This is a genomic window from Rothia sp. P7208, from assembly GCF_048512915.1.
GTDB lineage: Bacteria > Actinomycetota > Actinomycetes > Actinomycetales > Micrococcaceae > Rothia.
Genome location: NZ_JBLXXW010000008.1, coordinates 52,229 through 79,180, shown reverse-complemented (window position 1 = coordinate 79,180; position 26,952 = coordinate 52,229). Strand labels below are relative to the sequence as shown.

Below are 26,952 nucleotides of genomic sequence, written 5' to 3'. Positions count from 1 at the left end.
CACCGTGAATGCACCATCAGCTTTCCCCAGAATCCCCGTCAGCGCAGCAAAAATTATCCAGCAAGTAGGACACCGCACCTACCTCCGCGGAAAACAATACATGCAAGAAGGCAAAGTCGCCCGATACTCCTACGACGCCCAAGCACACATCCTGACAGGAACAACCTACGGCGACGCAACAGACCCATACCTCAGCAAAATTGTCTTCCCCGCAAAACAGGTTGAAGGATCCCTCGCCTTCTCCGCACGATGCACCTGCCCAGTACGCACCGACTGCAAACACTCCGTAGCCATCATGCTCACCGCCATCGAAAGAGCCGAAAAAGTTAGCAAAGCCCAAAGCTCCACTCAACGCGTCACAGACGGACTCAGCGAAGAACAGCTCAAACAACACGGAATCACCACTGCACAAGAGCTAGCAGAACAACAAAAAATGTCGACATGGCGCAGAACGCTGTCACAAACACTGGCGCAGCATCACCGGATACCCTACGAAAATAACAGCAATACCGTCGCCGCTCTCGACCTCAAAATGCACGTCAACTCCCGCTTCGCACTCGGTAGCGGTCAACACAAAACACCACGTATCACCCTACAAGCACGCCCACTCGTCCAAGGTAAAAACAACCGATGGATTAAAGACGGCATCAACTGGGAACACTTCCAAAAAGATCACACCGGAAAGACAAGTAGCCACGCCCTCCGACCCCAACACGAACGATGGTTGCGAGAGTTCTACTCCATCATCAGACCTTGGCAATCAGCGTACACTTCCCACCGCGATTGGGTAACACTTTCTACTGTTAACTCTTCCCTACTATGGAAAGTACTCAAAAAAGCAGAAAAAATAGCACTGCCCATCCTGCTAGAGGGAACACCCATCACTACGGCGCACACCGAAGAAGCCACGCTAAAAGCAGAACTTTACAGCTACAAAGACGGTCTACGCATCACACCTACACTCACCGCAGGAGAAAACGCCTTCCCCGCATACTACTGCCACCCAATAGGCCAGCCCCGCAACGGATTCATTGCCCTCGGACACAAAGCACAAGAACACTACAAAGCCACAGCACAAGCTGAACATTGGGAAACAACCCTACCTAGCGCCATCAATCCAACACGTCTCAACGACCAATACGCCGCAGCCGACCTTATTTTCATTCCCCTGAAAGAAACACTCAACGGCGCAGCAGAAACCCTTATCCGAGAAGAACATATCGAAATCCCCTCACAAGATATCAATAGTTTCTATCAAGAGTTCTACCCATATCTCACACGCAATATCAGCTTCTGCACCAACGACGCAACGATACAACCACCCCAAGTACAACAACCAGAGCTGATTCTTCACGTCTACTTCGACAGCGAACAAACACCCCACGCCCACACCCGCTGGGAATGGGAATACCCTAAAGACCCGCTCAAGAACACACGAGATGAAAGCAACCTCGAATACTTCCCAGTACAGAGCACCTTATTAGACATCTATGAACAGCGCGATAAAAACTACGAAAATACAATCCTCGCGCAACTCAAAAATATCTACCCCGCATTACAGCTCACAGAACAACACTTCTACGACTGGGATGTTCAACAACTCACCGAATCTATACTGCCCCAATACCGAGATGTTCATGGACTCCGCATCCAAACTCACGGACAAGAACCTCAATTCACAGAACTGGACGTTACCCCCGAAATCCAGATGAGAGTTGAACCAAGCGATACTCAAGACTGGTTTGACCTTGGAATTATCGTCACCATTGGTCAATGGACCGTATCATTCTCTACAATCTTTGAGGCACTCAACGCGGGGGAAAAACACATCCTTCTCGGTGATGGCAACTACTATCCCCTCAACCGACCAGAATTTATCAAACTACGTCAACTACTAGCCGAAATAGAAGACTTCTCAGAACCAGACCAACCACTTAGCCTCAACAAACACCAATTAGGGATGTGGGAAGAACTCGAAGAGCTTGCCACCACCACACAATCATGCCAAGGATGGCAAGAAAGTATTCACAGCCTCCTCAGCGACAAAGACAGTAGCGATAACGTACCAACTCCAGCAACACTCCAAGCACAGCTACGCCCCTACCAAGAAGAAGGCTACCAATGGCTCTACTTCCTGTGGAAACACCGCCTTGGAGCCGTCCTCGGTGATGACATGGGGCTTGGTAAAACACTACAAACTATTTCCATGATGCTCAAAGCCTATGAACAGTGGGTCGAAGAGCTCAATAACAGCACCCCATCATTTGCTCCCTTCCTCATCATTGCCCCCACCTCTGTTGTTCCCAACTGGGTACAAGAATTAGAACGCTTCGCACCAGAACTTGAAGTCGCCGCCATCACCACGTCCACTGCAAAATCGCAACGAACACTCACAGAACGTATCGGTCAGGCACAAGTTGTTATCACGTCATACACTCTGCTACGACTAGATTCCAACGCTTTTAACAGTTACGCACAAGAAACACCGTGGAACGGGGTCATCCTTGATGAAGCGCAATTCATCAAGAATGCGAGGACTCAAGCACACCAAATAGCACGAAAAATACCTGCACGTTTCAAACTTGCCGTCACCGGAACACCCATGGAAAACAACCTCATGGAGTTATGGTCCATTTTCTCTCTCGTAGCACCAGGTCTATTCCCCAGTGCACGAAAGTTCAAAGACTATTACGTACAACCCATCACTGAAAGCAAAGACCACGAAAAACTCGAACAGTTACGGCAACGGATACGCCCACTAATCCTCCGGCGAACGAAAGAACTTGTTGCCACAGAGCTACCAGATAAAACAGACCAAAGAATGCCCATTGCTCTTAACCCAGAGCATCGTAAAGCATACGATATGCTCCTACAACAAGAACGCAAAAAAGTTCTGGGACTGCTCAAAGATATGGACAAAAACCGTTTTACGGTCTTCCGTTCGTTAACAAAACTGCGCATGATGGCGCTAGCACCTCATCTAGTCGACGAAGAGTACTCGCACATTACCTCATCAAAACTAGAGTACCTTCAGGCGCATCTGCCAGAAGTTCTCTCTCAGGGACACCGTGTACTGATTTTCTCCCAGTTCACCAGCTACCTTAAAACCATCGCACAAGATTTAGAAGAACAGAATATTGAGTTCTGCTATCTTGACGGTTCGACAAGAGACCGTGCAAAAGTTATCGAACAATTTGAGAAAGGAGAAAGCTCCGTCTTTCTCATCTCGCTCAAGGCGGGAGGGTTCGGGCTTAACCTCACCTCAGCAGATTATTGTTTCTTAATGGATCCGTGGTGGAACCCTGCAGCAGAGCAACAAGCCATCGACAGAATCCACCGTATTGGGCAGACCAGACATGTGATGGTTTACAGGCTTATTGCTGCGGGAACCATTGAAGAAAAAGTTATGGAATTACAAAAAAATAAGTCTGCACTCTTCGACGCTGTTGTTGATGATGGAGATTTCTTTAGCGAAAAGATGACAGCAGAACATATCCGAGAACTATTGAGTACCTCGTAGCGATGAAAAGAAGTGCGTTGCAACAACCACGATACCGCCACATAACAGACCAAAAATCATGGCGAAAAATGTTTCAGCGCACCATGCAAGCACGCTCAGAAGAGTACCGGCACTCCACGAGGTGAGAGCACGAACAAGGTATTCAACCGCGTGTTCTGGGGCGTGAAAACCGACATCTGCTAAGCCACTCAAGACGATATGCCCGCCCACCCAAAGCATCGCAAAAGTACCAAGTAATGAAATGCCTTTCATCACAAGAGGCATTCCTGACACGAGCGCAGCGCCTATTTTCTGTGTCATAGAAGATTCACCGCGCATGAGCGCTAAGCCGACATCATCCATCTTCACGAGTACGGCAACAACACCGTAAACAAGTAAAGTAATCAGCACCGCCACCACGATGAGGGAGATAATACGAATAGCCCACGTTCCCTCATGAGCAATAGTGTTCATGGCGATAACCATAATCTCGGCAGAGAGAATGAAGTCTGTTCTAATCGCCCCAGAAATAACGTTTTTCTCGGCTTCTTCCCCGGCAATGAGCGCAGGAGTTTCTGTCTCTTCTGCTGAGTGCGGATGAAATAGCTCTAGTATCTTCTCAGCACCTTCAAAGCAGAGGTACAGACCACCAAACATTAACAACGGAGTTAATGACGCTGGCCATAACCAACTCAAAAAGATAATCAGTGGAAGAATAAAAAGTAGCTTATTACGGAGAGAACCAACCGCAATTTTACGAATAATAGGTAGCTCACGACGAGGTTCTACCCCGTTTAAATATTGGGGAACAACCGCAGTATCATCAACAACAACACCAATAGCGCGCGCACTTGCTTTAGAGGCGGCAGCAGCAACGTCGTCGGTACTTGCCGCTGTAAGTTTTACTAATGCTGCGATGTCGTCTAGAAGCGCAACTAGCCCGCCAGCCATGAGGATCTCTTTTCTTTATATCTGTCCAATAAGCTACTATCCCAAGAATACAAGGGAAGTTATCGTTCATTACTGTTCAAGAGTATTTTCGGTTGGATATCTCCACAAAGCTGGTTTCCAGTATGTCGCTAGCACGATAGCACCAACGCATATCACACCACCAATGATGGCTGTCATTGAGGTACCAAATAGTGCAGCTCCCAGACCCATCACACCAATACCGATGTTAGGCCCACCAGCAAGGGTCATGATGAAGATACCCTGAAGGCGTCCGCGAAGCCTATCGGGGGTTTCTTGTTGAATGATAGTAGAACGGAATATACCGCCTACACCATCTGCCCAGCCTGCTACCGCTAACGCGCAAGAAGCACAGACAAGAGGTAATAGGTTTTCGTGTAAGGACTCGCTCGGAGAACGTCCTTCTAAGAAGAGTGCAATTGCACCGAAGAAAACGAATCCTATCCCCCACAACATATAGCTCATTGTGAGGAAAGCTCCACGACGTTGTATAGCTGATAGCCACCCCGAAAAAGTGACCCCGATAAAAGCCCCTAGTGCGCCAGCTGAAAAGAGTACACCGGCGCCAAGGTCTCCACCACCAAAGGAGAGGAGCACTAGAGCAGGAATGAGAGGACGGGCTTGGATGCATATCATCGCAATCAAATCAATGATGAACGTCATCGCAATGACGGGGGTGCGCCGTACAAAATAAAAACCTTCTACTACGGAGCGAAGACCACGAACTTTTGGTGTTTTTTCATCGTGTTCAGGAAGAACTGTAGGAAGTTTATATAGCGCCCAGATACTGACCAGTAGAGCAAAAACGTTAACAAGGTATGTGTAGTTATACCCGATAGAAGCAATGAATAAGCCACTGAGCAAAGGCCCAAGAGCCATGCCCAAGGAGCCAACGCTCATATTAAGTGCGTTGGCAGATGCAAGAAGTTTTGGAGGAACTATTCGAGGAATAATAGCGCCACGAGCAGCCTGATTAATGGGGAAAAGTAATGATTCTAAAGCGACGAGAGTATACAAAATCCATTGGTTCTGGAGGTTAATCCATGATTGCAAAGCAATGAAAAGGGTCATGAGCCACATGCCCCAGCTGGCGGTTAAAGAAACTTTACGACGGTCATAGTTATCGGCGATGACTCCTCCGTAAAGACCTCCTATGATAAGGGGTAACACCACAATAAAGCCGAGAAGCCCTACGGCGAAGGTGGAGTGTGTGAACGAAAAAATTTCTAGGGTGACGGCTGTTGATGTAATTTGAAAACCCAAACTAGAAAAGAGAGAACCAATCCACAGCCGGCGGTACTCGGGGAGTTCTCTGACCGGCGTTAAATCCATAAAAATTTTCGCCATGAGGGAAATACTACACTATGGATAACCGTGCCTTCTGCCGTCTATTTACCCATCTTTTCAGGGGTTATCGGTGCGTTGATGAAGAGCATATGATGACGCAAAGAAAAGTAACACCACCATTTTTGGCAGCACTAAATCTATGATGAAAGAACAGACAGAAAATTTTACGCATAAAGTTTTCTGATCGATGCCGTTGAGTACACCTTCGAAAGGATTATCAGATGGCACAGCAACCTCTCAAAACATTTAATGATGGACACACCATCCCTCAGCTAGGTTATGGGCTCTGGCAGGTCGAAAACGACCGCGCAGAAGAAGTTACACAACTAGCGCTTGACGCCGGATACCGACATATCGATACCGCAAAAATCTACGGCAACGAAAGTGGTGTGGGCAAAGCATTAGCATCTAGCCAAGTAGCTCGTGAAGACATCTTTGTCACCACCAAAATTTGGAATGACGACCAAGGGTACGACCAAACACTTCGAGCCTGTGAAGAATCCTTAGAACGCCTCGGGCTCAAAAGTGTTGATCTTCTCCTCATTCATTGGGCTTCTATCCATCGTGAAAAATATGTTCAGACATGGGAAGCTTTCATTGAGTTACGTCGTCGTGGACTAGTACGTTCCATCGGTGTCTCAAATTTCCCCGAACAACAGTTACGCGAAATTATTGAGGTAACAGGGGTAACCCCTGCTATCCATCAAATTGAGTTGCACCCATATTTCTCTCAAGAGAAGTTACGTGCCGTTCATCAAGAGCTTGGAATATTAACCGAAGCATGGTCTCCGTTAGGTCAAGGCGGGCAACTACTCAGCGACCCTGTCATCACTGAGATTGCTCAAAAACATCAGGTTACACCGGCACAAGTTGTTATCGCATGGCATTTAGCCTTAGACAACGTTGTTATTCCTAAATCGGTCACGCCAGAAAGAATTGTGTCCAACTTTGAGTCACTACAGGTACGCCTCGACGATGTAGATATTGAGTCTATTAACTCATTGACTCGTGCAGATGGTCGTATTGGCCCTGACCCGTCACATATCGAGTTCTAAGAGCAGCTTTTACCTTCTCAGGTGAGGCAGGCGTCATAGGGCGTCTGCCTCCTTGAGGTTAAACTGCAACTAATACCACGCTATTTTTTAGCGCTATACTCCTCTTTTAGAGAGATAATAATGCTATTTTGAGGTGATGTGTTCTAAGACTTTATGGAACAAAGCCCATGATGGAAGAAAAGAGCTGAGGGCATGAAAGAAAGTTTTTTTAAGCTTCTTCAGAATGAGAAAGTCCGTTTTCTCATTGTTGGTGGTGGTTGCTTTGTGCTCACCATGGTCATCAATTATGCCCTCAAGTACACGGTTCTTACCGCAAAACCGACAACAGCTCTTATTATTGCAACCGGAATAGCAAGTATTGTCTCGTATATTCTTTCTTCACGTTGGACGTGGCAAGGCTCCTCCGGAAAACCAACTTTCATACAGCTACTAGGATTCGCCATTGTGACGGTAATCGGTATTGGGTTGAACGCTCTTCCGCAGTGGGTATCACGTTATATATTGTATTTGTCGTACCCCAATATCTCGTTTCTAGCACAAGAAATTGCAGACTTTATTGCTGGCCCTATTCTCGGTACAGCTCTAGCGATGGTCTTTAGATTTTGGGCGCTTGACCGCTTTGTTTTTAAGGGTTACGAGGCTCGTAAAAAAGCAGAACTACACGAAGTGGTACCTTTCGACAGTGAACAGAAATCACCTTCTGTACCGATGGATGAAGATTCTGTTCCGCCGGTGCAAAAGACCTCATAGAATTTAGAGGTTATTTGGGTTTTTATGCTCGACGTTGCCGACGTCGAGCATTTTTCTTAGTAGTAGAAACTTCTTCTTCAAGTAGTAACGACAACGCTATACGTCCACGGTTTGTATCAACATGGGTGACACGAACTTGTACGATGTCGCCAGAACGTACAATATGGTGAGGGTCTTGGACATAGTTTGTGCTCATCTGTGAGACGTGAATGAGCCCGTCTTGGTGAACACCAATATCCACAAAAGCTCCAAAGCCAGCGACGTTTGATACTGTCCCTTCAAGGATCATGCCGACTTTGACGTCGTGGATGGTTTCGACACCTTCAGTGAAGTGGACAGTACGAAACGTTGGGCGCGGGTCACGGCCGGGTGTTTCGAGTTCATCCAGAATATCGTTGAGCGTTTGAGTGCCGAAACCCTCATCTAAATATTTTTGTAATTCCATCTTTTTTCGAGCACTCGACGGTATCACTGCACCTGTAAGTACCCCAGCATCCTGAAGGAGACGACGAGCTAACTCATAAGACTCAGGGTGAACGGCAGAGGCGTCAAGAGGTTCGTCTCCTCCCCTAATACGAATAAAGCCGGCAGCTTGTTCAAAGGTTTTAGCGCCTACTCCAGAGACGTTTAGAAGTTCCTGACGGTTTTTGAAAGCACCATGTTCTTGCCGATAGTTCACAATATTTTGAGCTAACGCACGGTTCAGACCTGCAACATGAGAGAGTAATTCAACGGATGCGCTATTAACCCATACACCTACACTGTTGACGCAGTCTTCAACTGTTGCGTCTAAGGAGCGTCGTAGCGCATGAGCTGAAATATCATGCTGATATTGACCTACGCCAATAGATTGCGGGTCCACTTTAACAAGCTCGGCAAGAGGGTCTTGTAGACGACGTCCGATAGAGACTGCCCCGCGTAGAGACACATCGAGATCTGGCAGTTCTTCGCTTGCTAGAGCAGATGCAGAATAGACGGAAGCTCCTGCTTCTGAAACAGTAACTTTTTGTACAGAGATTCCCTCATTTTTGAGGGTGCTCAGTAGTTCGCTGGCAAGTTTATCGGTATCGCGAGAGGCTGTTCCGTTACCAATAGAAACCAGTTCAAGATGATGTTCTTTAACGAGTTCAGCTAAGGTATTCAGCGATTCAGCCCATTGTTTTTTAGGGGCATGAGGGTAGATAACAGTAGTATCGAGTACCTCCCCAAGTGCAGATAACGCTGCGACTTTTACGCCAGTGCGTAGACCGGGGTCTAAGGCGAGTACAGCACGTTCACCAGCTGGTGCTGCTAAAAGTAGGTCTCGTAGATTTGATGAGAACACATCAATAGCAGATTTTTCGGCGTGTTCTCGCAAACGAGCCCTTATCTGCGTTGTAAGGCGAGGGAGAATACGATTTTTCCAAGTAGAACGTACTGTTGATGCCAACCATCCAAGAACACGGTCTTCATCGCTGACGGTGTTGAGCACCTGCACCGGAATACCTAACGCAAAGGCGATAGTAGACTCATAGGTATAACGTTCTTGTTCGTTACGTTCACTGCTTGCACGAAGTTTTGCGAGGTCGCTTTCACCTGATTGTTTTAAAAATTCTGGGGTTTGAGCTATTTCTATACGAAGCTCAACAACACCTTCTTTTTCGGCTCTCATCAAAGCAAGAACACGGTGGCTAGGTATTTTTCTGAGTGGTTCGGAAAAATGAAAGTAGTCGCTAAATTTGCTGTCATGCTCTCTATGTGCCGGAAGTACACGTGAGCTAATGACGCCATGAGACCATAAGCGTTCACGGAGTTGTTCCATTAGTTCGTGGTCATATAGCGCGTATTCTTCAAGGATGGCGCGAGCCCCCTCAAGTGCAGTTTTTGCATCTAGTACAGCAGTATCTTCTGGTTCTTCTGCACAAGATGGGCGAACATACGCTTGAGCGATTTGTTCTGCTTCTGCTAGTGGGACTTCGAGGAGGTCGTCAACAAGTGGTTCTAACCCCGCTTCAAGTGCGCATTGCGCGCGGGTTCGTCGAGCAATTTTATAGGGGGCGTAGAGTGATTCCAGCTCATTTTTCGTGTTTGCGGCAAGCACTGAGGCTTGTAAAGATTCTTCAAGTACACCACGTTGAGCGAGTAATTCAAGGATTTTATGGCGGCGTTGTTCTAGGTCTCTGAGGTATTCGAGTCGTTCGTTAAGTTCACGAAGCTGAGTATCGCTCATCCCCCCAGTGTGTTCTTTACGATACCTAGCGATAAAGGGAACCGTTGCCCCTTCATCAAGCAGCCGAATGCTAGCTCTCACACCAGAAATAGGTACACCTAGTTCACCAGCGAGCGTTTTTTCTAGTTTGTATCTATCCGTTCGAGGTGAATTCATAGCTTCTAGTTTCTCATTAGTTCAGTCTTTTTCTTGTTTTTCGCTGGAATAAAGCATGGAAAATCTTGGTTTATTGGAGTAATACGAGTATATATATTGGTAGTTTTGTTCTTGAGTGTTTAGATTTTGATAACGAAACTATGTATCCATTTATACCGACACAGGCACATACCTGAGTTTAAGGATTGACCCTATTATGGCAAGTAACGAGGACTATAGTCGTTTTCTCTCCTACTACTCGCCTCTCATTGAAGAACTAGCCGATTCTGGCTGGTCAAAAGAAGAAGCCTGCCACCGGCTGGCAACACTCTTCCCCGAAGAATCTCCTCGTATGATTCATCGTGCAGTCTTTTCACGGCGATGGACTTTTAACACTCGCACCGAGAATATTCTCAATAACGTTATGATGTCGGCAGCCGTTTGGTATGCCGTAGCTGTCACTCATGACATGGAGCCAGACCCTCACTATGCGGCAGCTTACCTTGACCCTGTCATATTGCAGGATATTCCGCGAATCTTCGCACAAGCGAAAGTCAGCCCCGAAGCAATATCCGTCATTCTTGGAAAATGTGGTGCAGCGCTCAAAGCGCTTAGTGAGAACCCTTATATTCGTCTTGACGAAGTCTCATATGATGATTTCTTCGAAGATGTTCCTGAAGAAGCACGTAATATTGTTGACGAGGTAAGCAGCTGGCCTCCGCACCGACAAATTATTGAAGACCGACTAGGCGATGGCAGTTGGAGTGTCGCTTTAATGCGTGTTGGCGTATGTCCACCCGATTTAGAAGATTTTGGGATTAGTGTCTCTCCCTCAAGTTTAACTGACCTTAATTTTCGCAACGCATTAGGAGAATTTTTAAGTTATTGTATCCGCTATGATCGTAAACCAACGGTTCTTCTGTATGGAAGTTGGTCAGTGAGCCGTAACCCGTTAGGGCGAGTTCCACTTCTTGGCGCAGTACGTAGTAAATATGGTTCATGGTATCGAGGTCTTAAAAACGGGCGTCGACTTATTAACGATGCTCTCAAAATGAGTTCATTATCAAACCTCCCCGTCAATTCCTCATCTAAGATAAAAACATCGACAGCTTCCTCTAACGGCGTTGATGTTAAAGCACTTTATGCGAATGGTATTGGTGTCGTGCATTCTCCCACAGACCAGCATTCCGATACCTCTGGTAAGAACCCGTGGGAAGTTATGGGACTTTCACTTTACGAGGCTCTTCGAGAGCTTCCATGGGGGCAAAGCGTCAACCTTCACTATCTTTCGCAGGTTCTTCACAAGCAAAAAAATACTACTCCACGGCTCTATGTTTTACGTTCTCCTTCGGGATACCGTTGCGATCTCATCACCGAAAATACTGATTCTAGTCACGATTCTAAAACTCTTGAAGAACATGGTTGGGCACCAGCCACTGCAGATTATTATTGTTGGGCTCAGACATTTCAAGATGCTGAATCTGCTACACAAGAAATTGTGTATGCACTACGTTGGATTCTGAACTACACAAAACCTGAACTCTTCTATTTTGAAGACCAAGAACCATCGGGAGAAGTCTCAAGCTCATAAAAATTTCTCTGAAATTAGGTTGTTTTAGCGCTTTAAATCAGAACGGTATGCCGGTTGTTGTGGACACTCCTGAAGAACAGCGTGCATGGCTTGTTTTTCTGCTGGAGTAACCCACAAATGGTAGATTGCTTTAACAGAGATTTGTCGTGCTACGTATTCACAACGATAGCCTCGTTGAGGTAACCATTGTGAGGCATCTTTATTAGATTTTTCGGTATTGGCATCGTATCCGGTTGCTTGTAAATTAAGCGGGTCATTTGCTAGGCGTTGACGTTGCGCTAAAGGAAGTTCTGCGGCGCCAGTTTGCCAGGCGTTAGAAAGAGCTACAACGTGGTCAATAGGAACGCTTGGGCTTGTTTTTTCCCCTCGAATAAAATCAAGATGCTCAGCGGTGTAAGGATCGATAAAAGTACCTGAAGCAACTTTACACCGTCGAGTGTATTGAACATTCGATAGGTCTCTGGCAAGTACATCATTACGTTGATCACACCCGTTCTTATCAAGATCTTCCCAAGGGGCACCAAATTGCGAACGAGAGTAGCCGCGTGCACCTGCAGGTTTTTTCACGGGAAGCGTCTCTAATACCTGTTCAGCAGTACCATAAGGGTGTGCAGAACTCCGTGCAAAACCAGTTTCTACAGGAACATTTGGGGCGCCGAGTAGTTCTTCAATTTTCTCGTGATTTACCCATATATAAAAACCTCCGCAAAGGAGGACAACCCAAAAGAGTGTGTTGAGTCGAAAGAGAAAAGAACGTCGTCTACGTATTCGATGATGGTGTTGTCTACCGCGTCGAGGTACAGGATTTTTGGGGTATTTTTTCATAAGGTTTAGGTTGTTTTAGGGTGCTGTTGCTTTAAAAGTACAGGGCGGGATATAGCGTATTAATGCTATACCCCGCCCTGTTGAGATAAGGGTTCTTCGAGCGCTCTGTGGATTTAGAGAGAATCCTCGTAAGAGGTGTCTTTAACTCGTGATAGTTGAGCTTTTTTCTGCAGTTCGAGGTGGGTGGGGTTCTTACGGACGAACATCCACCCGATGCCTAGAAGGACGAACCATAGTGGCATTGCAAAGAGTGCTTGGCGAGTATCGTCGTAGAACGCCAAAATCACAACCATCGCAATGAAGAAGACGAGCACAACCCAACAAGCAAGCATACCTCCTGGCATTTTGTAGGTGGATGCTTCGTGACGTTCTGGGTGTTTTTTGCGGTAGACGAGGTAGGAGACAAGGATCATCGTCCAGTTGAAGATGGCAAGTACCGCTGCCACAGTGGTGACGAGAGTAAATGCGCTAATCACTGATTCTCCGGAGTATAGCAGTACGAGGGAGGAGAGTAAGAGCACACTGGTGAGGAAGAGTGCGTTACGTGGGACGCCTCCGGGGCTGAGAATACGGAAGATACGTGGTGCAGAACCTTCTTCTGCAAGTCCATAAATCATACGTGAGGTGGAGAAGATGCCAGAGTTTGCCGAAGATGTTGCAGAAGTGAGCACTACGAAGTTCACTAATGATGCAGCAAAACCGAAGCCGGCAAGGCTAAACATTGTCACAAAAGGACTCTTGGCGGGGTCAATGTCTTGCCAAGGGGTTACCATCAGGATTACTGCCAAAGTCAGTACGTAGAAGAGGATGATACGGACGGGGACAGCGTTGATTGCTTTAGGTAGTGTTTTATGTGGGTCGCGTGTTTCTGCTGCTGCAGTTCCAACAAGTTCAGCACCGAGGAAAGCAAATAGTGCGATTTGGAATGCCCCGAGGAACCCGACAATACCGTGAGGGAAGAAACCTCCATCTGACCAAAGATTTGTGACGCTTGCTGTACCACCGTTAGGTAGCTGGAAGCTGATAGCAATCATGAAAATACCAACAACGATGAGCGCAAAGATAGCGACTATTTTGATGAGGGCAAACCAGAATTCTATTTCGCCAAAGTTTTTGACGCTGGGAAGGTTCAGTGCCAGAAGTAACCCGATGACGATAATAGCGGGTATCCATTGTTGTAGGTGTGGCCACCAATATTGTGAGTAGCCGGTGATGGCAATAACGTCAGCGACGGCTGTAACGACCCATGTGAACCAGTAGGACCATCCGACGAAGAATCCTGCGCCTGGTCCAAGGATGTCGGAGGCAAAGTCAGAGAATGATTTGTATTTGAGGTTTGAGAGGAGTAGTTCTCCCATCGCTCGAAGGACGAAGAAGATTGCTGTACCAATAATCATGTAGACAAAGAGAATGGACGGACCTGTCAGGGAGATGGTCTTTCCTGACCCCATGAAGAGTCCTGTTCCGATAGCTCCGCCGATGGCGATGAGCTGGATATGTCTATTGCTGAGTCCACGTTGTAGTTCGTTTTCCGTTTGAGTATGCGAACCATGATGTTGGTCTGGCATCTCGCCTCCATTGTTTGATGGGCATACGTGTCTTGAATAGTTCTCTATGGTGAGAGGGTATCGCCGACCTGCATGCCTTTGTGGTCTTTGATATTTGTGTTAATCCTAGTCTGGTTTTGAGGTGTTCTCCGTTTAGACAGGCTAGGAGGCCTTTCAGTTCTTATAGGCTATTAGTCCCTATTATTGCGAGAAAATAATGAATTGTATATCACATTTTTTTATTTGTTGAGTTTTAAGGGTTGCTGGCATGCTTCATTCTCTATCCTCTAGGATGATTAGGTTGCTCATATTCGAGCAGATTCGGGCGGTGCTTTTGTTTCCGTACGCGCCCGTACTAGATTGAGGAGACTCGTGGAAACGACAACGCATACTAATAACGAAAACACCGAACATCTAGCAGAAGATTCTGCTGTTCCTGAGAAGTTTCACCGACAGCCACTTTCATTCGTTCGTCGTGGCGATAGGCTCACAGGTCGCCGACTCACCGCGTGGGAGCAGTATGCTCCTACCCATGTTTTGCAGATACCTCGTCTACTCACTGATACGTCAGTAGCGCCAGAGGCACAGTTTAATGCTGAAGAAGTCTATGGCAGGGTCGCTCCTCTTGTGGTAGAAATTGGTTCTGGACTTGGTGAGGCGATTGTTCATCGTGCGCAGGAGGTTCCTGAGCATAACTTCCTCGCTGTTGAGGTGTATACCCCCGGTATTGCTGATTTACTACGCAAGATGGCAAGTGCTGGTGCGGAGAATATCCGTGTAGCGCAGGCTAATGCTCCAGAGCTTTTAGAGAACATGTTGGAGCCAGCTTCTGTCGATGAGTTGTGGGTGTTTTTCCCTGATCCTTGGCATAAGACTCGTCATCATAAGCGCCGTCTTATTAGTACAGAATTTGCCCATAAGGTTGCACGCGTGTTGAAATCTGGTGCAACTTGGCGTTTAGCAACTGACTGGGAAGAATACGCTATTGTAATGCGTGACGTGCTCGACGCTCATCCCGATTTTGTTAATGCGCATCGTGGCGAGGGTGCAACGGAGGAAGACCCGCAAGGCGGTTGGGCGCCGCGTTGGGAGGGTCGAGTGCTAACGAGTTTTGAACGTAAGGCTCGCGAAGCTGGCCGTGGAGCACATGATTTGACCTATATTCGTCGATAGATGAAAAAATGTTGGTAGGTTTAAACTACGTTTGTAGCAGGTGTTATGTCTCTGAGTAAGCGGCAGTGAACATAGCTACGTTATGGGGCGGGGCGGAATACAAAACTGTATTCCGCCCCGCCCCATGTGATAGGTGTTCGTCAAAGAAAGCACTTACACAATGCTTGTTAGACGGTTAGCGTCCGGTCTTCTCGTAAGAATCAATCGCACCGTCATGGCCTTCCATGAACTGGTCGATTTCTTCTTTCGTTGCTGTCAGGTGAGGATCATTCTTCAAATACCAGCGAGTCTCACGAACAATCAGACCTGAGAGGAGGAGCAAACCAATCAAGTTTGGAATAGCCATTAGACCATTAGCAATATCTGAGAATGTCCATACAGTCGTTAGTTCAACAGTGCATCCGATGAAAACTATGGCCGAGAAAAATACACGGTAAGGTAGCACACCAGAACGGCCTAAGATACGTTCGATACAACGTTCCCCGTAGTATGCCCACCCAAGAATTGTAGAGTACGCAAAAAGTACCAGACCGATGGTGACGATCCAACCACCAATCGGACCAATTTCTTGGCTAAATGCCCAGTTCGTCATCGTAGAAGCAGAAATTAGTTCGCCGTTCTCGCTCTGATGCCAAGCACCGGTAATAATCAAAACGAGACCGGTACATGTCACCACAATAATCGTGTCGATAAAGGTCTGTGTCATGGAGACCATGCCTTGACGTACAGGGTGAGTTGTCTGCGCAGCGGAAGCAGCAATAGCAGCAGAACCCATGCCGGATTCGTTCGAGAAAATGCCACGAGCTACACCGTACTGAATTGCGTAGATGAGTGCTGAACCTGCAAAACCGCCTACAGCAGAAGTGCCGGTAAATGCCTCTGAAAAGACTGTAGCGAATGCTTCAGGAATCTGCCCTAGGTGTGTTCCTAAAATGTATAGAGCGCCACCGACGTAGAAGATAATCATGACGGGAACGAAAGCGGAGGTAACTTTACCAATGGATTTGATGCCTCCGAGGAGTACGAAGAGCGTCAAGAGCGCCAAGATTGTGCCGGTAAAGCCAACAGGAACGTTAAAAGTGGTGTATAGGTTACCGGCGATTGAATTACCTTGGGTCATGTTACCGATGCCGAAAGAGGCAATTACCGCAGCGATTGCAAAGAATATTGCAAGAGATTTGCCGAGCGCTCCACCAATACCACGTTCAAGGTAGTATTGTGGTCCACCGTTGACTTCACCTTTTGAGTCGTGGGTGCGGAAACGTACACCAAGAAACGCCTCAGAGTATTTAGAGGCCATACCGAAAATAGCGGTGACCCACATCCAGAAGAGAGCACCTGGACCGCCAATAGAAATAGCTGTTGCTACGCCTACGATGTTACCGGTACCAACTGTTGCAGCAAGAGCAGTAGTTAGTGCCTGAAATTGAGAGATGTCTCCACCTTGTGCGTCAGCATCTTTACGGTCAACAAACGCTAGACGGTTCGCCACAATGAGTTTGGTCAGTTGGATGAATCCGAGGCGAATACTCAGATAAATACCTGTACCTAGAAGTAAAGGGATGAGGACGAAGGGCCCCCAAATAAAAGAGGAAATCGCCCCGAGGACGTCGTCGATGTTCATATGCGTTCCTTGTTGTTTTCGCCCGTTGCGAGCGGTTTCCTAGCAGATGTGTGGTGTTGCAGATAGTGTTGTTCCTTGTTGAGAGAAACCACAGCTACTGCTTGAAAGCACAGCTTACGTGACGGGCGACACTATATGCAACTATGTCCACCAAGTAAGACGACAAGCAGAGCATAGAAAAATCTGCCGTACCCATTCAACAGAACAAACCTGTTAAGAATAGATACGGCAGAACCTTCATCCATAAAATATGTAGTTATGGCTGATAGAGCACCATAGCTCGAGAACGAGCGTGGGCAGACGGGCGTTTACCACGAGGAACCCTCACGATGTCGCCAGAAACGCCAGCAGCAAAGACGCGAGAGGACTCCCCTAATCGAGTCTTCGCTGTTGCAAGCTCTTGACGTAGAGACTCTATCTCGTAACGCAAGGTCTCTACTTCAGATTCAAGCCCCATAATACGGCGAATGCCTTCAAGAGAAACACCGTCTTGAGATAGCTGCTGAATCTCTTGCAGCTTCGCCACATCTCGTGCTGAGTATCGACGAGCACGTCCCGGCGCACGCTGAGGCTGAACTAAACCCAGACGGTCATATTGACGCAAGGTTTGAGGGTGCATCCCTGCAAGCTCTGCCGCCACTGAAATAACAAAAACCGGTTGATCTGCTGATAAACCCATACTTACTCAGCTGCTTTCCGTAGAAATTCGTCTCGTACAGTATTGTCATCTGCAGCAGCAAGGAACGTATCAAAAGCTTCTTGCGCCTGTTCAGAAAGATTCTGAGGAAGATGAATTTCTGGAATAACCATCAGATGACCTGCCCCGGTTTTAGAGGGGAATCCATAGCCTTTAGCACGAAGTTTTACACCGGAAGAAGAACCAGCAGCCAAACGGAGTTTAACAGTCTTACCAGAAGGGGTGGGGACGCTAAGAAGAGTTCCTTGAACAGCTTCTTTAATGCTGATAGGAATATGGACAATCACATCATTGCCTTCACGCGTAAAGACGGGATGTTTACGAACCTTAACGACAACCGTCAAATCGCCAGCTCCGCCAGGACCGGGGTGTCCTTTACCCCGCAACTTAATTTTTTGTCCATCTTTAATGCCAGCAGGAATACGAGCTTTAGCTTCAGAGCCATCTGGACGAATAACAGAAGCAGTCGTTCCTCGATAAGCATCAGCAAAAGAAATGGTGACACTTGTTTGAGCGTCTTGACCTTTAGGCGCAGGCTGAGAAAAACCACCGAAACCGCCGGCAGAAGCACCCCCAAAACCTCCACCTCCGAAAAGACCACCCAATAGATCTTCGAGATTAACGTTACTGGAGGTCGAAGTGCTACTGAAACCTCCGGGGAATCCAGAACCTCCGGGGAATCCTCCCCCACCAAAACCAGCGGCACCGTATGTGCGAATCTGGTCATATTCTTCACGCTGTTTCTTATCAGAAAGAACATCATACGCTTCAGATACTTCTTTAAATTTTTTCTCAGCTACAGTATCTCCAGGGTTCTGATCTGGATGATATTTACGTGCTAATTTTCGATATGCCTTTTTAATGTCAGCATCGCTCGCCTTCTCAGAGACGCCCAGCACCTTGTAGAAGTCTTGATGAAGCCAATTTTCGCTAGCCATGTTTTGACGCCTCCTTTCAAAAGCGTTCCTTAAGTTCTCTTAAAAATCTATATAACAAGAGGCAGTTAATCCCTCTCTGTCAGAGGCACGTTCCTGCCATATCAGGTACGGTACAGAGGAGTAAATCCCCTAAGTGTAGTGCAGGCGGACCCGCTGATTCGAGCCCGCCTACACTTTTATCTATTTACATTGCTGCCGCAACAGCAACCTGTGCAGTTCGCACAATTCGATCATTCACACGATACCCATGTCGCAACACCATTGCTACATGGTCTTCTGGAATGTCCTCAGAAGGCTGCTGCAGAACAGCTTCGTGAACCTTCGGGTCGAACTTATCGCCGACAGCACCATAACGTTCCATACCCTGCTTACCAAGAGTTTCCTCTAGCTTATTAGCGATGGCAGCAAACGGGCCTTCTTCAAGGTCACCATGCTGACGAGCTGCATCGATATCATCAATGACTGGCAGCAAAGCAGATACCACATCAGAGATAACAAACTGACGCAACTGTTCCTTCTCTTTTGCGCTGCGGTTCTTGAAGTTCGTGAACTCTGCCTGTAACCGGCGCAAATCCTCGAGGCGTTCAAGTGCCACCTGCTCAAAATCTTCAGCTACTTCTTCAGAGGCCTCAGCTTCTGCTGAAACGTCCTCAGGTAGAGGTTCTGTTGCAGCGTCTTCTTGTGGCTCTGGGTGTTCTGGTGCAGAAGGAGCGTTGAAAGCTTCTTCCAAAGGATCAGTGTTCTGAGAGTTGTTAGTATTCTCGGACATCACTTATTTCTTTTCGTTGTCGTCATCGATGACTTCGGCGTCTACTACGTCGTCGTCAGCTTCAGCAGCACCTTCTTGAGTTGCTTCTGCCTGAGCTGCGGCGTAGATAGCTTCGCCAAGTTTGCTCTGGCTAGCCTGCAATTTCTCAAATGCAGACTTGACGGCGTCGTCATCTTCACCTTCGAGAGCCTTCTTGAGTTCGTCGACATCTGCCTGAACTTCAGTCTTGACCTCTTCAGGGAGCTTATCGCCGTTCTCCTTGATAAGTTTTTCGATGGAGTATGCAGCAGTTTCCGCTTGGTTGCGGGTTTCTGCAGCCTCACGACGAGCCTTATCCTGTTCAGCGTGTGCTTCAGCATCCTTAACCATGCGGTCGATGTCTTCCTTAGAGAGGGAAGATCCACCGGTAATGGTCATGGACTGTTCCTTACCGGTGCCCTTGTCCTTAGCGGATACGTGAACGATACCGTTTGCGTCGATATCGAAGGTCACTTCAATCTGAGGAACGCCACGAGGTGCAGGAGCAATACCAGTTAGCTCAAAGGTACCAAGGTTCTTATTATCACGAGTAAATTCGCGTTCGCCTTGGAACACCTGAATAGAAACAGAAGGCTGGTTGTCTTCTGCAGTGGTGAAGGTTTCGCTACGCTTGGTAGGAATAGCGGTGTTACGTTCGATGAGCTTAGTCATCACACCACCCTTGGTTTCGATACCAAGAGATAGCGGAGTAACGTCGATGAGAAGAACGTCTTTGCGGTCACCCTTGAGCACGCCTGCCTGAATAGCAGCGCCCATAGCGACAACCTCATCAGGGTTAACACCCTTGTTAGGTTCGCGACCACCGGTCAATTCTTTGACAACTTCGCTTACTGCTGGCATACGGGTTGAACCGCCCACAAGAATTACGTGTGCAATCTCAGAAACGGAAACACCAGCTTCTTTAATAACATCATTGAAAGGCTTCTTAGTGCGTTCAAGTAAATCAGCAGTCATATCCTGGAACTTTGCACGAGAGAGTTTCTCGTCCAAGTGGATAGGACCTTCTGGGGTTACAGAGAGGTACTGCAAAGAGATATTGGTTGAGGTTGCAGAAGAGAGTTCTTTTTTAGCTTGTTCAGCTGCTTCACGAAGACGCTGAAGAGCAATCTTGTCTTTAGAAAGATCAGCGCCGCTCTTGGACTTGACCTGTTCGAGCAGCCAGTCGACGATACGCTGATCCCAGTCGTCGCCACCGAGGCGGTTGTCGCCGGAGGTTGCACGAACCTGAATGGTAGAGAATCCGTCTTCGTCCTTGCCAACTTCAAGCAAGGAAACGTCGAAAGTACCACCGCCAAGGTCAAACACGAGGATGAGCTCGTCTTCTTTACCCTTGTCTAGTCCGTATGCCAACGCTGCAGCAGTAGGCTCGTTGACGATACGTAGTACGTTTAGGCCTGCGATTTCGCCTGCTTCTTTAGTTGCCTGACGTTCTGCGTCGTTAAAGTATGCAGGAACGGTGATAACGGCGTCGGTTACGGTGTCGTTGAGGTATGCCTCTGCGTCGCCTTTGAGCTTCATCAGAGTACGTGCTGAAATTTCTTGAGCGGTGTATTTTTTATCGTCAATATCGGTGGTCCAGTTGGTTCCCATGTGGCGTTTTACCGAAGCAATGGTGCGGTCGACGTTGGTAACAGCCTGACGTTTTGCGACGTCACCAACAAGAACTTCTCCATCTTTAGAGAATGCAACGATAGAGGGGGTGGTGCGCGCACCTTCTGCGTTAGCAATAACGGTAGGTTCGCCGCCTTCAAGAACTGAAACGACTGAGTTTGTGGTACCGAGGTCAATGCCTACTGCACGTGACATAATATGCACTCCTTAGAGATAGATGTTGTTTTCTTAGATATTTAGCTTTATCGAACAGCTTTTTCGATAAGCGCTTGTCTTAAGTTTCTCACTTCTTATCTATTTGTCAATAGAGTTGAGTCGAATTAACTCAACTTTATTTATATGGATAGCAGTATTTTTTGCGTATGTTTACCTTAGAACACTCAAAAAACGGCCTAAGAACCGGCATTTATTGAGTAAATATTGTGAACTGTTCGCTTTCAGCAATTAATTATTGAGGGGGTTGTTGCTCCACCGGTTGAAAAGCCATATAAGACTTCAGAACCAGCCGATACGTAACCATCAGAAATATGACACATCTACCTAGCGGACAGGTGTAAACACTTGTCCCTACAATTCTGTTCTTTCATGTCTCCTCTACAAAAAACTGACATACGCTAGAGCAAGACCGGGCGCACTATCGCGCCACCTATCACAAAACATATGTTAGGAAGACAGCATGACTCACTCAGAATCACGCCGCATCGTCCTCAAAGGCGCAGCCTTAGCAATCCCAGCACTGGCTATCACTACCACAGCGGCATTCTCCAATAGCACCGGCACCGATGATAATCAGGGACACGGTCACCATCACGGCGGTCATGGTAATGGTGGAAGCACCGGTGGGGGACACCACGACGGTGGGCACGGAAACGGTGGTCACCAAGGTGGAGGTCACGGTAACGGGGGAAGCACCGGCGGACACGGTGGCCACGGTGGCCACGGTGGACACGGTGGAGCAACAAACCCCTCATACCCAACGCTACCTGCAGGATGCCCCGACGGAGCATGGCGCAAAGACATCCCTTGCGCGTCCTTTATTGACCAGTCCAATGGTGAAGGACGAGCATGGCATTGGGGACGTGAAGTCTCACTAGCGCTCTCCGCAGAAGACGCAGGACCTAACGGCTACGACGTACAGTGCTACATCGTCCCCGTTAACAATGATTACAACCGCACTAACGCCTACGGCAACGCAAGCGCACGCTTCCAATCCATCACCACCGGGTCCGGAAGCGCACCAGGATTCTACGCCGGTAACTGGTCTGCACCAGTTAACGTTTCTGGCGCAGTCATCCCCCACTCATTTAACGGTTCCACCGGTAACCCCAACGGCTCTGATATCGTTCTACCCTCAGGCTCCATCATGGTTCAAGCACAGAAACTACGTTTCTCCGGGAAAACCGGAATTGGACGCCTCAACCTCAACCTCAATAACCGTTGGTTCTCCTCCGGAAAGAGCTGGGTCAAAGCTATCTGGGTTATCCGCAACAACGACATGGGACACTGGCACGTACTTGACACCGTCGGATATGCAGGTCCCATCAACCGTTCAGCATACGACGGAAAATTCTAAACTCCATCTCGTATAAAAATTCTTAAGCGGTTTCTTTGGTTCTCCTACTAGGAGGAGCAAAGAAACCGCTTTTTCTATCAGTTCTTCTACCCCATTATTCGTGCAAAAGAAAAGATAGGTAATATCTCTCCCAACGTGGAAAGATAGAAACATGAATAAAATCTTGGTTGTCTGTACAGGAAATATTTGCCGGTCCCCTATGGGGGAATACCTCCTCAGAGAAAAAATTACATCACTACAACTCAATGTTGAAGTATCCTCATGCGGAATATCTTCCGAAGAATACGGAAACCCTATCGACCCAAGAGCACAAAAAGTCCTCAACGAACGCGGAATCGACAGTAGCAAACACCGTGCCAAAACCTTCACACGAGAAGACTTTGACATATACCACCTTATTCTTGCCATGGACACCAACCATTACCAACGGTTACAGCAACTCGCACGAAACCCCAAAGACCAAGAAAAAATACACCTCTGGCGTGAATACGACCCGCAACTATGTAACACACCGTTCAAAGAACTCGGCATCTATGACCCTTGGTATGGAACTCAAGAAGACTTCTACTGCACCCAACGCATGATTGAAGATGCCATACCCGGAATTATCCACTACATCCAGTCCCACTAAAAACGAGGAAAATTCAACGCCCATGAGCGTACTGTGCATTGAAGAACAACAGCTACTCGAAAAAATCCACCACAACATCTGCCAACAAGGCGCGCCCAAAATTATCACTATTGATGGACGAAGCGGGGCCGGAAAAACAACGTTCTCCCATAGCCTCTACACCTACCTTAACCAACGCAACATTCCATCCCAGATCTTCACCCTCGAAAATCTCTATCAAGGATGGAACGGGCTACAAGCAGGTATCAAGCAATGGCGCCGCAACCTCAATAACCTCAGTGATAACCCGCAATCACCCCTCATCTGGTTCGGTTGGGATTGGGAAACACAACAACCAACAGGTCCACACCTCACGACAATTGACCCACGCCAAACGCTCATCGTCGAGGGCGTCGGCGCCACACCGCCTCACAGCTACCAAGCACCATTTAACGTCATCACATGTTGGCTCGATATGTCATCACATCACCGCAAAGAACGAGCGCTCAACCGTGACGGAGAAACATACCGCCCCTATTGGGATACGTGGGCAGAACAAGAAAACCTCCAACTACCTGCACACCCAGCATCACATATTGACTATATTTTCTTGCCACCTGTATAAAACGACACCCCAAGAATAGGATGAAATTATGACAACAGTAGTAATGCTCACCCCTCAGCACCCAGAGGGAGAACTTGTAGACCCCTCACGCCCCCTCATCAGCATCGAAGATGAAGGACTCACCCGCGGAGACGGCGTCTTTGAAACGATGATTGCCGTTAACCGCAGCATCCGAAAATTTGATGCACACTTTGAACGGCTAACAAATTCTGCCCGAAAATTGCAACTCCCTCTACCAGCAAAAGAGCACCTCACTCAAGCGCTTAAGACCGCCCTAGAAAATGCCGAACAGGCTCACACCACGACACTAGGTGAAGAACACACCGTCAAAATTATTATCTCTCGTGGTACCACAGCAAACGGCCCACACAGCTGGGTTACCGTCGCACCGACGCCTCAGAATACCCTCGACCAAAGAACCCACGGTGTCAAAGCAATCACTCTGCCTCGCGGACATGATCCTGCTCAAGACACCGCATACCCGTGGCTACTTGCCGGCGCAAAAACTCTCTCGTACGCCATCAACATGGCCGTCCTACGATACGTACGAACCCAAGGAGCAGACGAAGCAATCTTCATCACCGATGACCGCCGTATTCTAGAAGGCGCAACCAGCTCTGTCATTGTGGCACAAACTATTAATGGGCAAAAAACCCTCCTCACCCCAGAACCAAACCACGGAATCCTCCCCGGCACTACCCAAGGAATGATTTTTGAGCAAGCACGCAAACACGGCTGGGAACTCAAATACCAAGAACTTTACCCTCAGGATTTACTCGAATCTGAAGGTGTCTGGTTAGCCTCTTCCGTACGGCTTATCGCTCCTGTAACACACCTCAACGGAACAGCATTAGCAACGTCCCAACAGACCACTGAAGAATTCTTAGCATTCCTTGCAGAAGGGTAAAACACGCAACCTTAAAACTACTGCCAGATAAAAGTTAAGGTACCGGATCCTAAAGCACCTAAAACACCTGCCAAAACCGTCAGTACAACACCCACCGTAAACCATACGTCTACGAGACCGTACTGCGGTATACGAGCCCAAGTGCGAGTTGAAGCAGACCCAAAACCGCGGGCCTCCATCGTTATAGATAAGCGTGTACCACGACGAATAGCCTGAACTAACAAGGCGAAGCTCTGACCACAAAACGTTTTAACACGTTGCCACAACGTATCTTCTGATCCAAGACCGCGAGCGCGTCGAGCCTGCCCTAGTGTATTCCATTCGCTCAACAACAACCCGACAAGACGTAAAGCAACCAATGCTCCGAGCACAAAACGAACCGGCAATTTTGCGCTCTGCGCCAAAGAATCAGCAACGTCCGTTGGGTCGGTTGTTAGCATGAGCATCATCCCAGGAAGAACCATTGCCAAGCCACGAATAGTCAGAACAATACCTGTCACAAGAGAACCAGTGCTCATCGACAAAAATCCCATGTCAAAAAGCATCGTCCCTGTCTTCTCCACCAAAAGAGCAGTCGACCAGCCCGATAGTAGAACACCAAATAATACAGGCCAAAGCTGACCCAAAAGACGCACAGGGTTCAACCCCAGGGCCCATAAACCCACTAACTCGATACAAAAGATGATGGTGATGCTCACCCAATCTTTGAGCAGAATAAGGATAATTGTCAGAAGCAAAGTGAGCGCAACTTTAACCCCTGCATTAACGCTTCCAAGAATCCCTTCTTTTTCTGCGGTAGACGCAAAAATATCAAAACTCATCAACGTTCTTCTTCCCCGTGATAGTCTGATTCCGAGATAAGCCTTAGCTGTATTCCTCCTAAAGCACGCACAAAATCATCATCGTGAGTTACTGAAACGACTGCTGTGCCCTGTTCCAAGAGTTCTTGAATCAAAAGCACCAATTCCTTCCACGTATGAGCGTCTTGCCCAAAAGTAGGTTCGTCAAGAATGAGGACCTGAGGTGCTGTTGCCAATGCGGTTGCTACAGAAAGACGGCGTTTCTCACCCCCAGAAAGGGTGAACGGGTTTGCTCCTTCAAGATGACGCAAACGTAAACGTTCAGATAACGCGTCAATACGGTGTTTAAGAGCTTGTTCGTCGACAGGTTCTTGACGAAGCCGCGCAAGTTGTCGTGGCCCAAATTCAAGTTCTTCACGTACCGTAGCAGTTAAAAACTGTTGCTCAGGTTCTTGAAAGACTAGACCAATACGCGAAGCAATATCACGAGAACGCCACTGTGTCATATCAGGTGAAGGCTCCTTATACTGCCGTGACGGTGAAGGAGCAGCGTCTTCTAAAAATGCTGACGTTGCTACAATCTCCCCAGAAACAGGGTAGAGTAACCCAGCTAAGGTCAGAGCAAAAGTAGATTTTCCGGCACCATTACAGCCAAGGACACTTGTATGTTCACCAGCTCGGATAGAAGCATTAATCCCTGAAGAAACAATAGGCGCATCAAAAATATACGGTTCAGAACAATTCTTAAGGGCCTTTCGTCGTTTACGTCGCTCTCGTGCAGAAGGATAATGACGAGTTACTGCCACATTACGAGCACAAATTAGCTCTGCCCCAGCCTGTTGCGTTGAAGGAAGAACCTCTGGCGTGTAGTCAGGAACCCATACCCCCGCAGAAATAAGCTCTTCCCTCGCTTCTGCAAGAACCTCAGTAGGTGAACCGTCATGAGTAACACGTCCGCCTGCACCAAGAACAATAATTCTGTCCATATGCTCAGCCCACACACCAACACGATGTTCAATAACGACAAGGGTTGCTCCCGTATGTTTTTGTGCGCGTATTACGGCATCACGAACATCTTCAACACCAGCAGGATCAAGATTTGCTGTTGGTTCATCTAAGAAAATACCACCAGGATGCATCGCAAGGATGCCAGCCAACCCTAGTCGTTGTTTTTGTCCGCCAGATAGGGCACTCGTCGGATGTGATAAGTCAAACTTCTCTAAGCCAACATCTGCTAAAGCACGTTTAACACGTTCCCATATTTGTTCATGCGGCACACCTAAATTTTCGGGACCGAAAGCAACATCATCTCCTATACGAGATAGCACAATAGATGACTCTGGGTCCTGTTGCATGAGTCCTACTGCACCGTGAGCATCTTCAGCAGGTATACCATCAATGGTGATAGTGCCCTGTTGAGATTGACCATCATCGTCGTGTAATAGCCCGCCCATGGCGTGTAGAAGGGTTGATTTGCCTGCGCCAGAAGAACCCAAAAGAAGCACTTTTTGTCCAGGTTCAATGGTCAGATGTACAGATTCTAGAGTAGGTTTTTCTCGTCCTGCGTAATGCCAGCCAAACTCACGTACACTAATACGAACGCCACGCACCGGCTGAGAGTCAGCAGGCGGTGGCGTTATGGAAGATGTTGTATCCACG

Annotated in this window: 21 protein-coding genes; 9 read left to right on the top strand and 12 right to left on the bottom strand. The window is 47.7% G+C overall.

All coding sequences use genetic code 11. The annotated features are described in order from the left end of the window. Positions 1-4: 4 nt before the first annotated feature. Positions 5-3,520, top strand: a complete 3,516-nt coding sequence (locus ACN084_RS07605; protein ID WP_419106453.1) for an SNF2-related protein — start codon at positions 5-7, stop codon at positions 3,518-3,520. On the opposite strand, the gene ACN084_RS07600 is transcribed toward ACN084_RS07605, so the two are convergent. Next, complete coding sequence (locus tag ACN084_RS07600; RefSeq protein ID WP_419101993.1) at positions 3,503-4,450, bottom strand: DUF808 domain-containing protein; 948 nt, start codon at positions 4,448-4,450, stop codon at positions 3,503-3,505. The genes ACN084_RS07605 and ACN084_RS07600 overlap by 18 nt on opposite strands. Positions 4,451-4,519: 69 nt before the next feature. Further along, on the bottom strand, positions 4,520-5,815 hold the full coding sequence (locus ACN084_RS07595) for an MFS transporter (RefSeq protein ID WP_419101992.1): 1,296 nt from the start codon (positions 5,813-5,815) through the stop codon (positions 4,520-4,522). 221 nt (positions 5,816-6,036) lie between these two features. On the opposite strand from ACN084_RS07595, the gene ACN084_RS07590 reads away from it, so the two are divergent. Together ACN084_RS07590 and ACN084_RS07585 are read left to right on the top strand one after the other, a co-directional pair. Further along, positions 6,037-6,870 carry an aldo/keto reductase gene (locus tag ACN084_RS07590; RefSeq protein WP_419106452.1) on the top strand — a complete coding sequence of 278 codons (834 nt, stop codon included), beginning with the start codon at positions 6,037-6,039 and terminating at the stop codon, positions 6,868-6,870. 192 nt (positions 6,871-7,062) lie between these two features. Then, the gene (locus tag ACN084_RS07585) at positions 7,063-7,620 is read left to right on the top strand and encodes a GtrA family protein (protein WP_419101990.1); all 558 of its coding nucleotides are present in this window, start codon (positions 7,063-7,065) and stop codon (positions 7,618-7,620) included. A 22-nt stretch (positions 7,621-7,642) separates the two neighbouring features. Here ACN084_RS07585 and ACN084_RS07580 read toward each other — a convergent pair whose 3' ends face one another. Continuing rightward, positions 7,643-9,985: a Tex family protein gene (locus ACN084_RS07580; RefSeq protein ID WP_419101989.1), complete on the bottom strand. Its 2,343-nt coding sequence runs from the start codon at positions 9,983-9,985 to the stop codon at positions 7,643-7,645. A gap of 196 nt (positions 9,986-10,181) precedes the next feature. Between ACN084_RS07580 and ACN084_RS07575 the strand changes: the two genes are divergently transcribed. Then, the gene (locus ACN084_RS07575) at positions 10,182-11,555 is read left to right on the top strand and encodes a hypothetical protein (RefSeq protein ID WP_419106451.1); all 1,374 of its coding nucleotides are present in this window, start codon (positions 10,182-10,184) and stop codon (positions 11,553-11,555) included. A gap of 24 nt (positions 11,556-11,579) precedes the next feature. Here ACN084_RS07575 and ACN084_RS07570 read toward each other — a convergent pair whose 3' ends face one another. Next, positions 11,580-12,380, bottom strand: coding sequence for an HNH endonuclease family protein (locus ACN084_RS07570; protein ID WP_419106450.1), 801 nt, complete (start codon positions 12,378-12,380; stop codon positions 11,580-11,582). A gap of 113 nt (positions 12,381-12,493) precedes the next feature. After that, positions 12,494-13,948, bottom strand: a complete 1,455-nt coding sequence (locus tag ACN084_RS07565) for an amino acid permease (protein ID WP_419106449.1) — start codon at positions 13,946-13,948, stop codon at positions 12,494-12,496. A 351-nt stretch (positions 13,949-14,299) separates the two neighbouring features. Here ACN084_RS07565 and trmB point away from each other — a divergent pair, with 351 nt between their 5' ends. Next, the gene (gene trmB, locus ACN084_RS07560) at positions 14,300-15,100 is read left to right on the top strand and encodes a tRNA (guanosine(46)-N7)-methyltransferase TrmB (protein WP_419106448.1); all 801 of its coding nucleotides are present in this window, start codon (positions 14,300-14,302) and stop codon (positions 15,098-15,100) included. Between the two features lie 175 nt (positions 15,101-15,275). Here the strand turns inward: trmB and ACN084_RS07555 are convergent, their stop codons facing one another. From ACN084_RS07555 to dnaK, 5 genes are all read right to left on the bottom strand, one after another. After that, positions 15,276-16,724, bottom strand: a complete 1,449-nt coding sequence (locus ACN084_RS07555) for an alanine/glycine:cation symporter family protein (protein WP_419101984.1) — start codon at positions 16,722-16,724, stop codon at positions 15,276-15,278. 256 nt (positions 16,725-16,980) lie between these two features. After that, entirely contained in the window at positions 16,981-17,403 is a 423-nt protein-coding gene (locus ACN084_RS07550; protein ID WP_419106447.1) for a heat shock protein transcriptional repressor HspR, read from the bottom strand. Positions 17,404-17,405: 2 nt separating this feature from the next. Continuing rightward, entirely contained in the window at positions 17,406-18,359 is a 954-nt protein-coding gene (locus tag ACN084_RS07545; RefSeq protein WP_419106446.1) for a DnaJ C-terminal domain-containing protein, read from the bottom strand. A 184-nt stretch (positions 18,360-18,543) separates the two neighbouring features. Next, entirely contained in the window at positions 18,544-19,128 is a 585-nt protein-coding gene (locus ACN084_RS07540; protein ID WP_419106445.1) for a nucleotide exchange factor GrpE, read from the bottom strand. 3 nt (positions 19,129-19,131) lie between these two features. Further along, positions 19,132-20,973, bottom strand: coding sequence for a molecular chaperone DnaK (gene dnaK, locus ACN084_RS07535; protein ID WP_419101980.1), 1,842 nt, complete (start codon positions 20,971-20,973; stop codon positions 19,132-19,134). A gap of 481 nt (positions 20,974-21,454) precedes the next feature. Between dnaK and ACN084_RS07530 the strand changes: the two genes are divergently transcribed. From ACN084_RS07530 to ACN084_RS07515, 4 genes are all read left to right on the top strand, one after another. Further along, positions 21,455-22,351 carry a hypothetical protein gene (locus ACN084_RS07530; protein ID WP_419106444.1) on the top strand — a complete coding sequence of 299 codons (897 nt, stop codon included), beginning with the start codon at positions 21,455-21,457 and terminating at the stop codon, positions 22,349-22,351. 151 nt (positions 22,352-22,502) lie between these two features. Next, positions 22,503-22,982 carry a low molecular weight protein-tyrosine-phosphatase gene (locus tag ACN084_RS07525; RefSeq protein ID WP_419101978.1) on the top strand — a complete coding sequence of 160 codons (480 nt, stop codon included), beginning with the start codon at positions 22,503-22,505 and terminating at the stop codon, positions 22,980-22,982. 22 nt (positions 22,983-23,004) lie between these two features. Next, the gene (locus tag ACN084_RS07520) at positions 23,005-23,586 is read left to right on the top strand and encodes a hypothetical protein (RefSeq protein WP_419106443.1); all 582 of its coding nucleotides are present in this window, start codon (positions 23,005-23,007) and stop codon (positions 23,584-23,586) included. Positions 23,587-23,614: 28 nt separating this feature from the next. Further along, positions 23,615-24,493 (top strand): aminodeoxychorismate lyase, encoded by an 879-nt coding sequence (locus ACN084_RS07515; RefSeq protein ID WP_419106442.1) that lies wholly within the window; start codon positions 23,615-23,617, stop codon positions 24,491-24,493. Positions 24,494-24,510: 17 nt separating this feature from the next. On the opposite strand, the gene ACN084_RS07510 is transcribed toward ACN084_RS07515, so the two are convergent. Together ACN084_RS07510 and ACN084_RS07505 are read right to left on the bottom strand one after the other, a co-directional pair. Further along, a complete protein-coding gene (locus ACN084_RS07510) occupies positions 24,511-25,314 on the bottom strand; it encodes an energy-coupling factor transporter transmembrane component T family protein (protein WP_419106441.1) in 804 nt (267 codons plus the stop codon). Continuing rightward, positions 25,314-26,951, bottom strand: a complete 1,638-nt coding sequence (locus ACN084_RS07505) for an ABC transporter ATP-binding protein (protein WP_419106440.1) — start codon at positions 26,949-26,951, stop codon at positions 25,314-25,316. Before ACN084_RS07505 ends, ACN084_RS07510 begins: the two co-directional genes overlap by 1 nt. Position 26,952: the final 1 nt, after the last annotated feature.

Bases quoted from the DNA above. Each gene is read 5' to 3' on its own strand.
- ACN084_RS07530 (WP_419106444.1), top strand. From the start codon at position 21,455: ATGACTCACTCAGAATCACGCCGCATCGTCCTCAAAGGCGCAGCCTTA.
- ACN084_RS07550 (WP_419106447.1), bottom strand. From the start codon at position 17,403: ATGGGTTTATCAGCAGATCAACCGGTTTTTGTTATTTCAGTGGCGGCA.
- ACN084_RS07510 (WP_419106441.1), bottom strand. From the start codon at position 25,314: ATGAGTTTTGATATTTTTGCGTCTACCGCAGAAAAAGAAGGGATTCTT.
- dnaK (WP_419101980.1), bottom strand. From the start codon at position 20,973: ATGTCACGTGCAGTAGGCATTGACCTCGGTACCACAAACTCAGTCGTT.
- ACN084_RS07525 (WP_419101978.1), top strand. From the start codon at position 22,503: ATGAATAAAATCTTGGTTGTCTGTACAGGAAATATTTGCCGGTCCCCT.
- ACN084_RS07590 (WP_419106452.1), top strand. From the start codon at position 6,037: ATGGCACAGCAACCTCTCAAAACATTTAATGATGGACACACCATCCCT.
- ACN084_RS07580 (WP_419101989.1), bottom strand. From the start codon at position 9,985: ATGAATTCACCTCGAACGGATAGATACAAACTAGAAAAAACGCTCGCT.
- ACN084_RS07565 (WP_419106449.1), bottom strand. From the start codon at position 13,948: ATGCCAGACCAACATCATGGTTCGCATACTCAAACGGAAAACGAACTA.
- ACN084_RS07570 (WP_419106450.1), bottom strand. From the start codon at position 12,380: ATGAAAAAATACCCCAAAAATCCTGTACCTCGACGCGGTAGACAACAC.
- ACN084_RS07585 (WP_419101990.1), top strand. From the start codon at position 7,063: ATGAAAGAAAGTTTTTTTAAGCTTCTTCAGAATGAGAAAGTCCGTTTT.
- ACN084_RS07520 (WP_419106443.1), top strand. From the start codon at position 23,005: ATGAGCGTACTGTGCATTGAAGAACAACAGCTACTCGAAAAAATCCAC.
- ACN084_RS07540 (WP_419106445.1), bottom strand. From the start codon at position 19,128: ATGTCCGAGAATACTAACAACTCTCAGAACACTGATCCTTTGGAAGAA.
- ACN084_RS07555 (WP_419101984.1), bottom strand. From the start codon at position 16,724: ATGAACATCGACGACGTCCTCGGGGCGATTTCCTCTTTTATTTGGGGG.
- ACN084_RS07595 (WP_419101992.1), bottom strand. From the start codon at position 5,815: ATGGCGAAAATTTTTATGGATTTAACGCCGGTCAGAGAACTCCCCGAG.
- ACN084_RS07600 (WP_419101993.1), bottom strand. From the start codon at position 4,450: ATGGCTGGCGGGCTAGTTGCGCTTCTAGACGACATCGCAGCATTAGTA.
- ACN084_RS07545 (WP_419106446.1), bottom strand. From the start codon at position 18,359: ATGGCTAGCGAAAATTGGCTTCATCAAGACTTCTACAAGGTGCTGGGC.
- ACN084_RS07575 (WP_419106451.1), top strand. From the start codon at position 10,182: ATGGCAAGTAACGAGGACTATAGTCGTTTTCTCTCCTACTACTCGCCT.
- ACN084_RS07515 (WP_419106442.1), top strand. From the start codon at position 23,615: ATGACAACAGTAGTAATGCTCACCCCTCAGCACCCAGAGGGAGAACTT.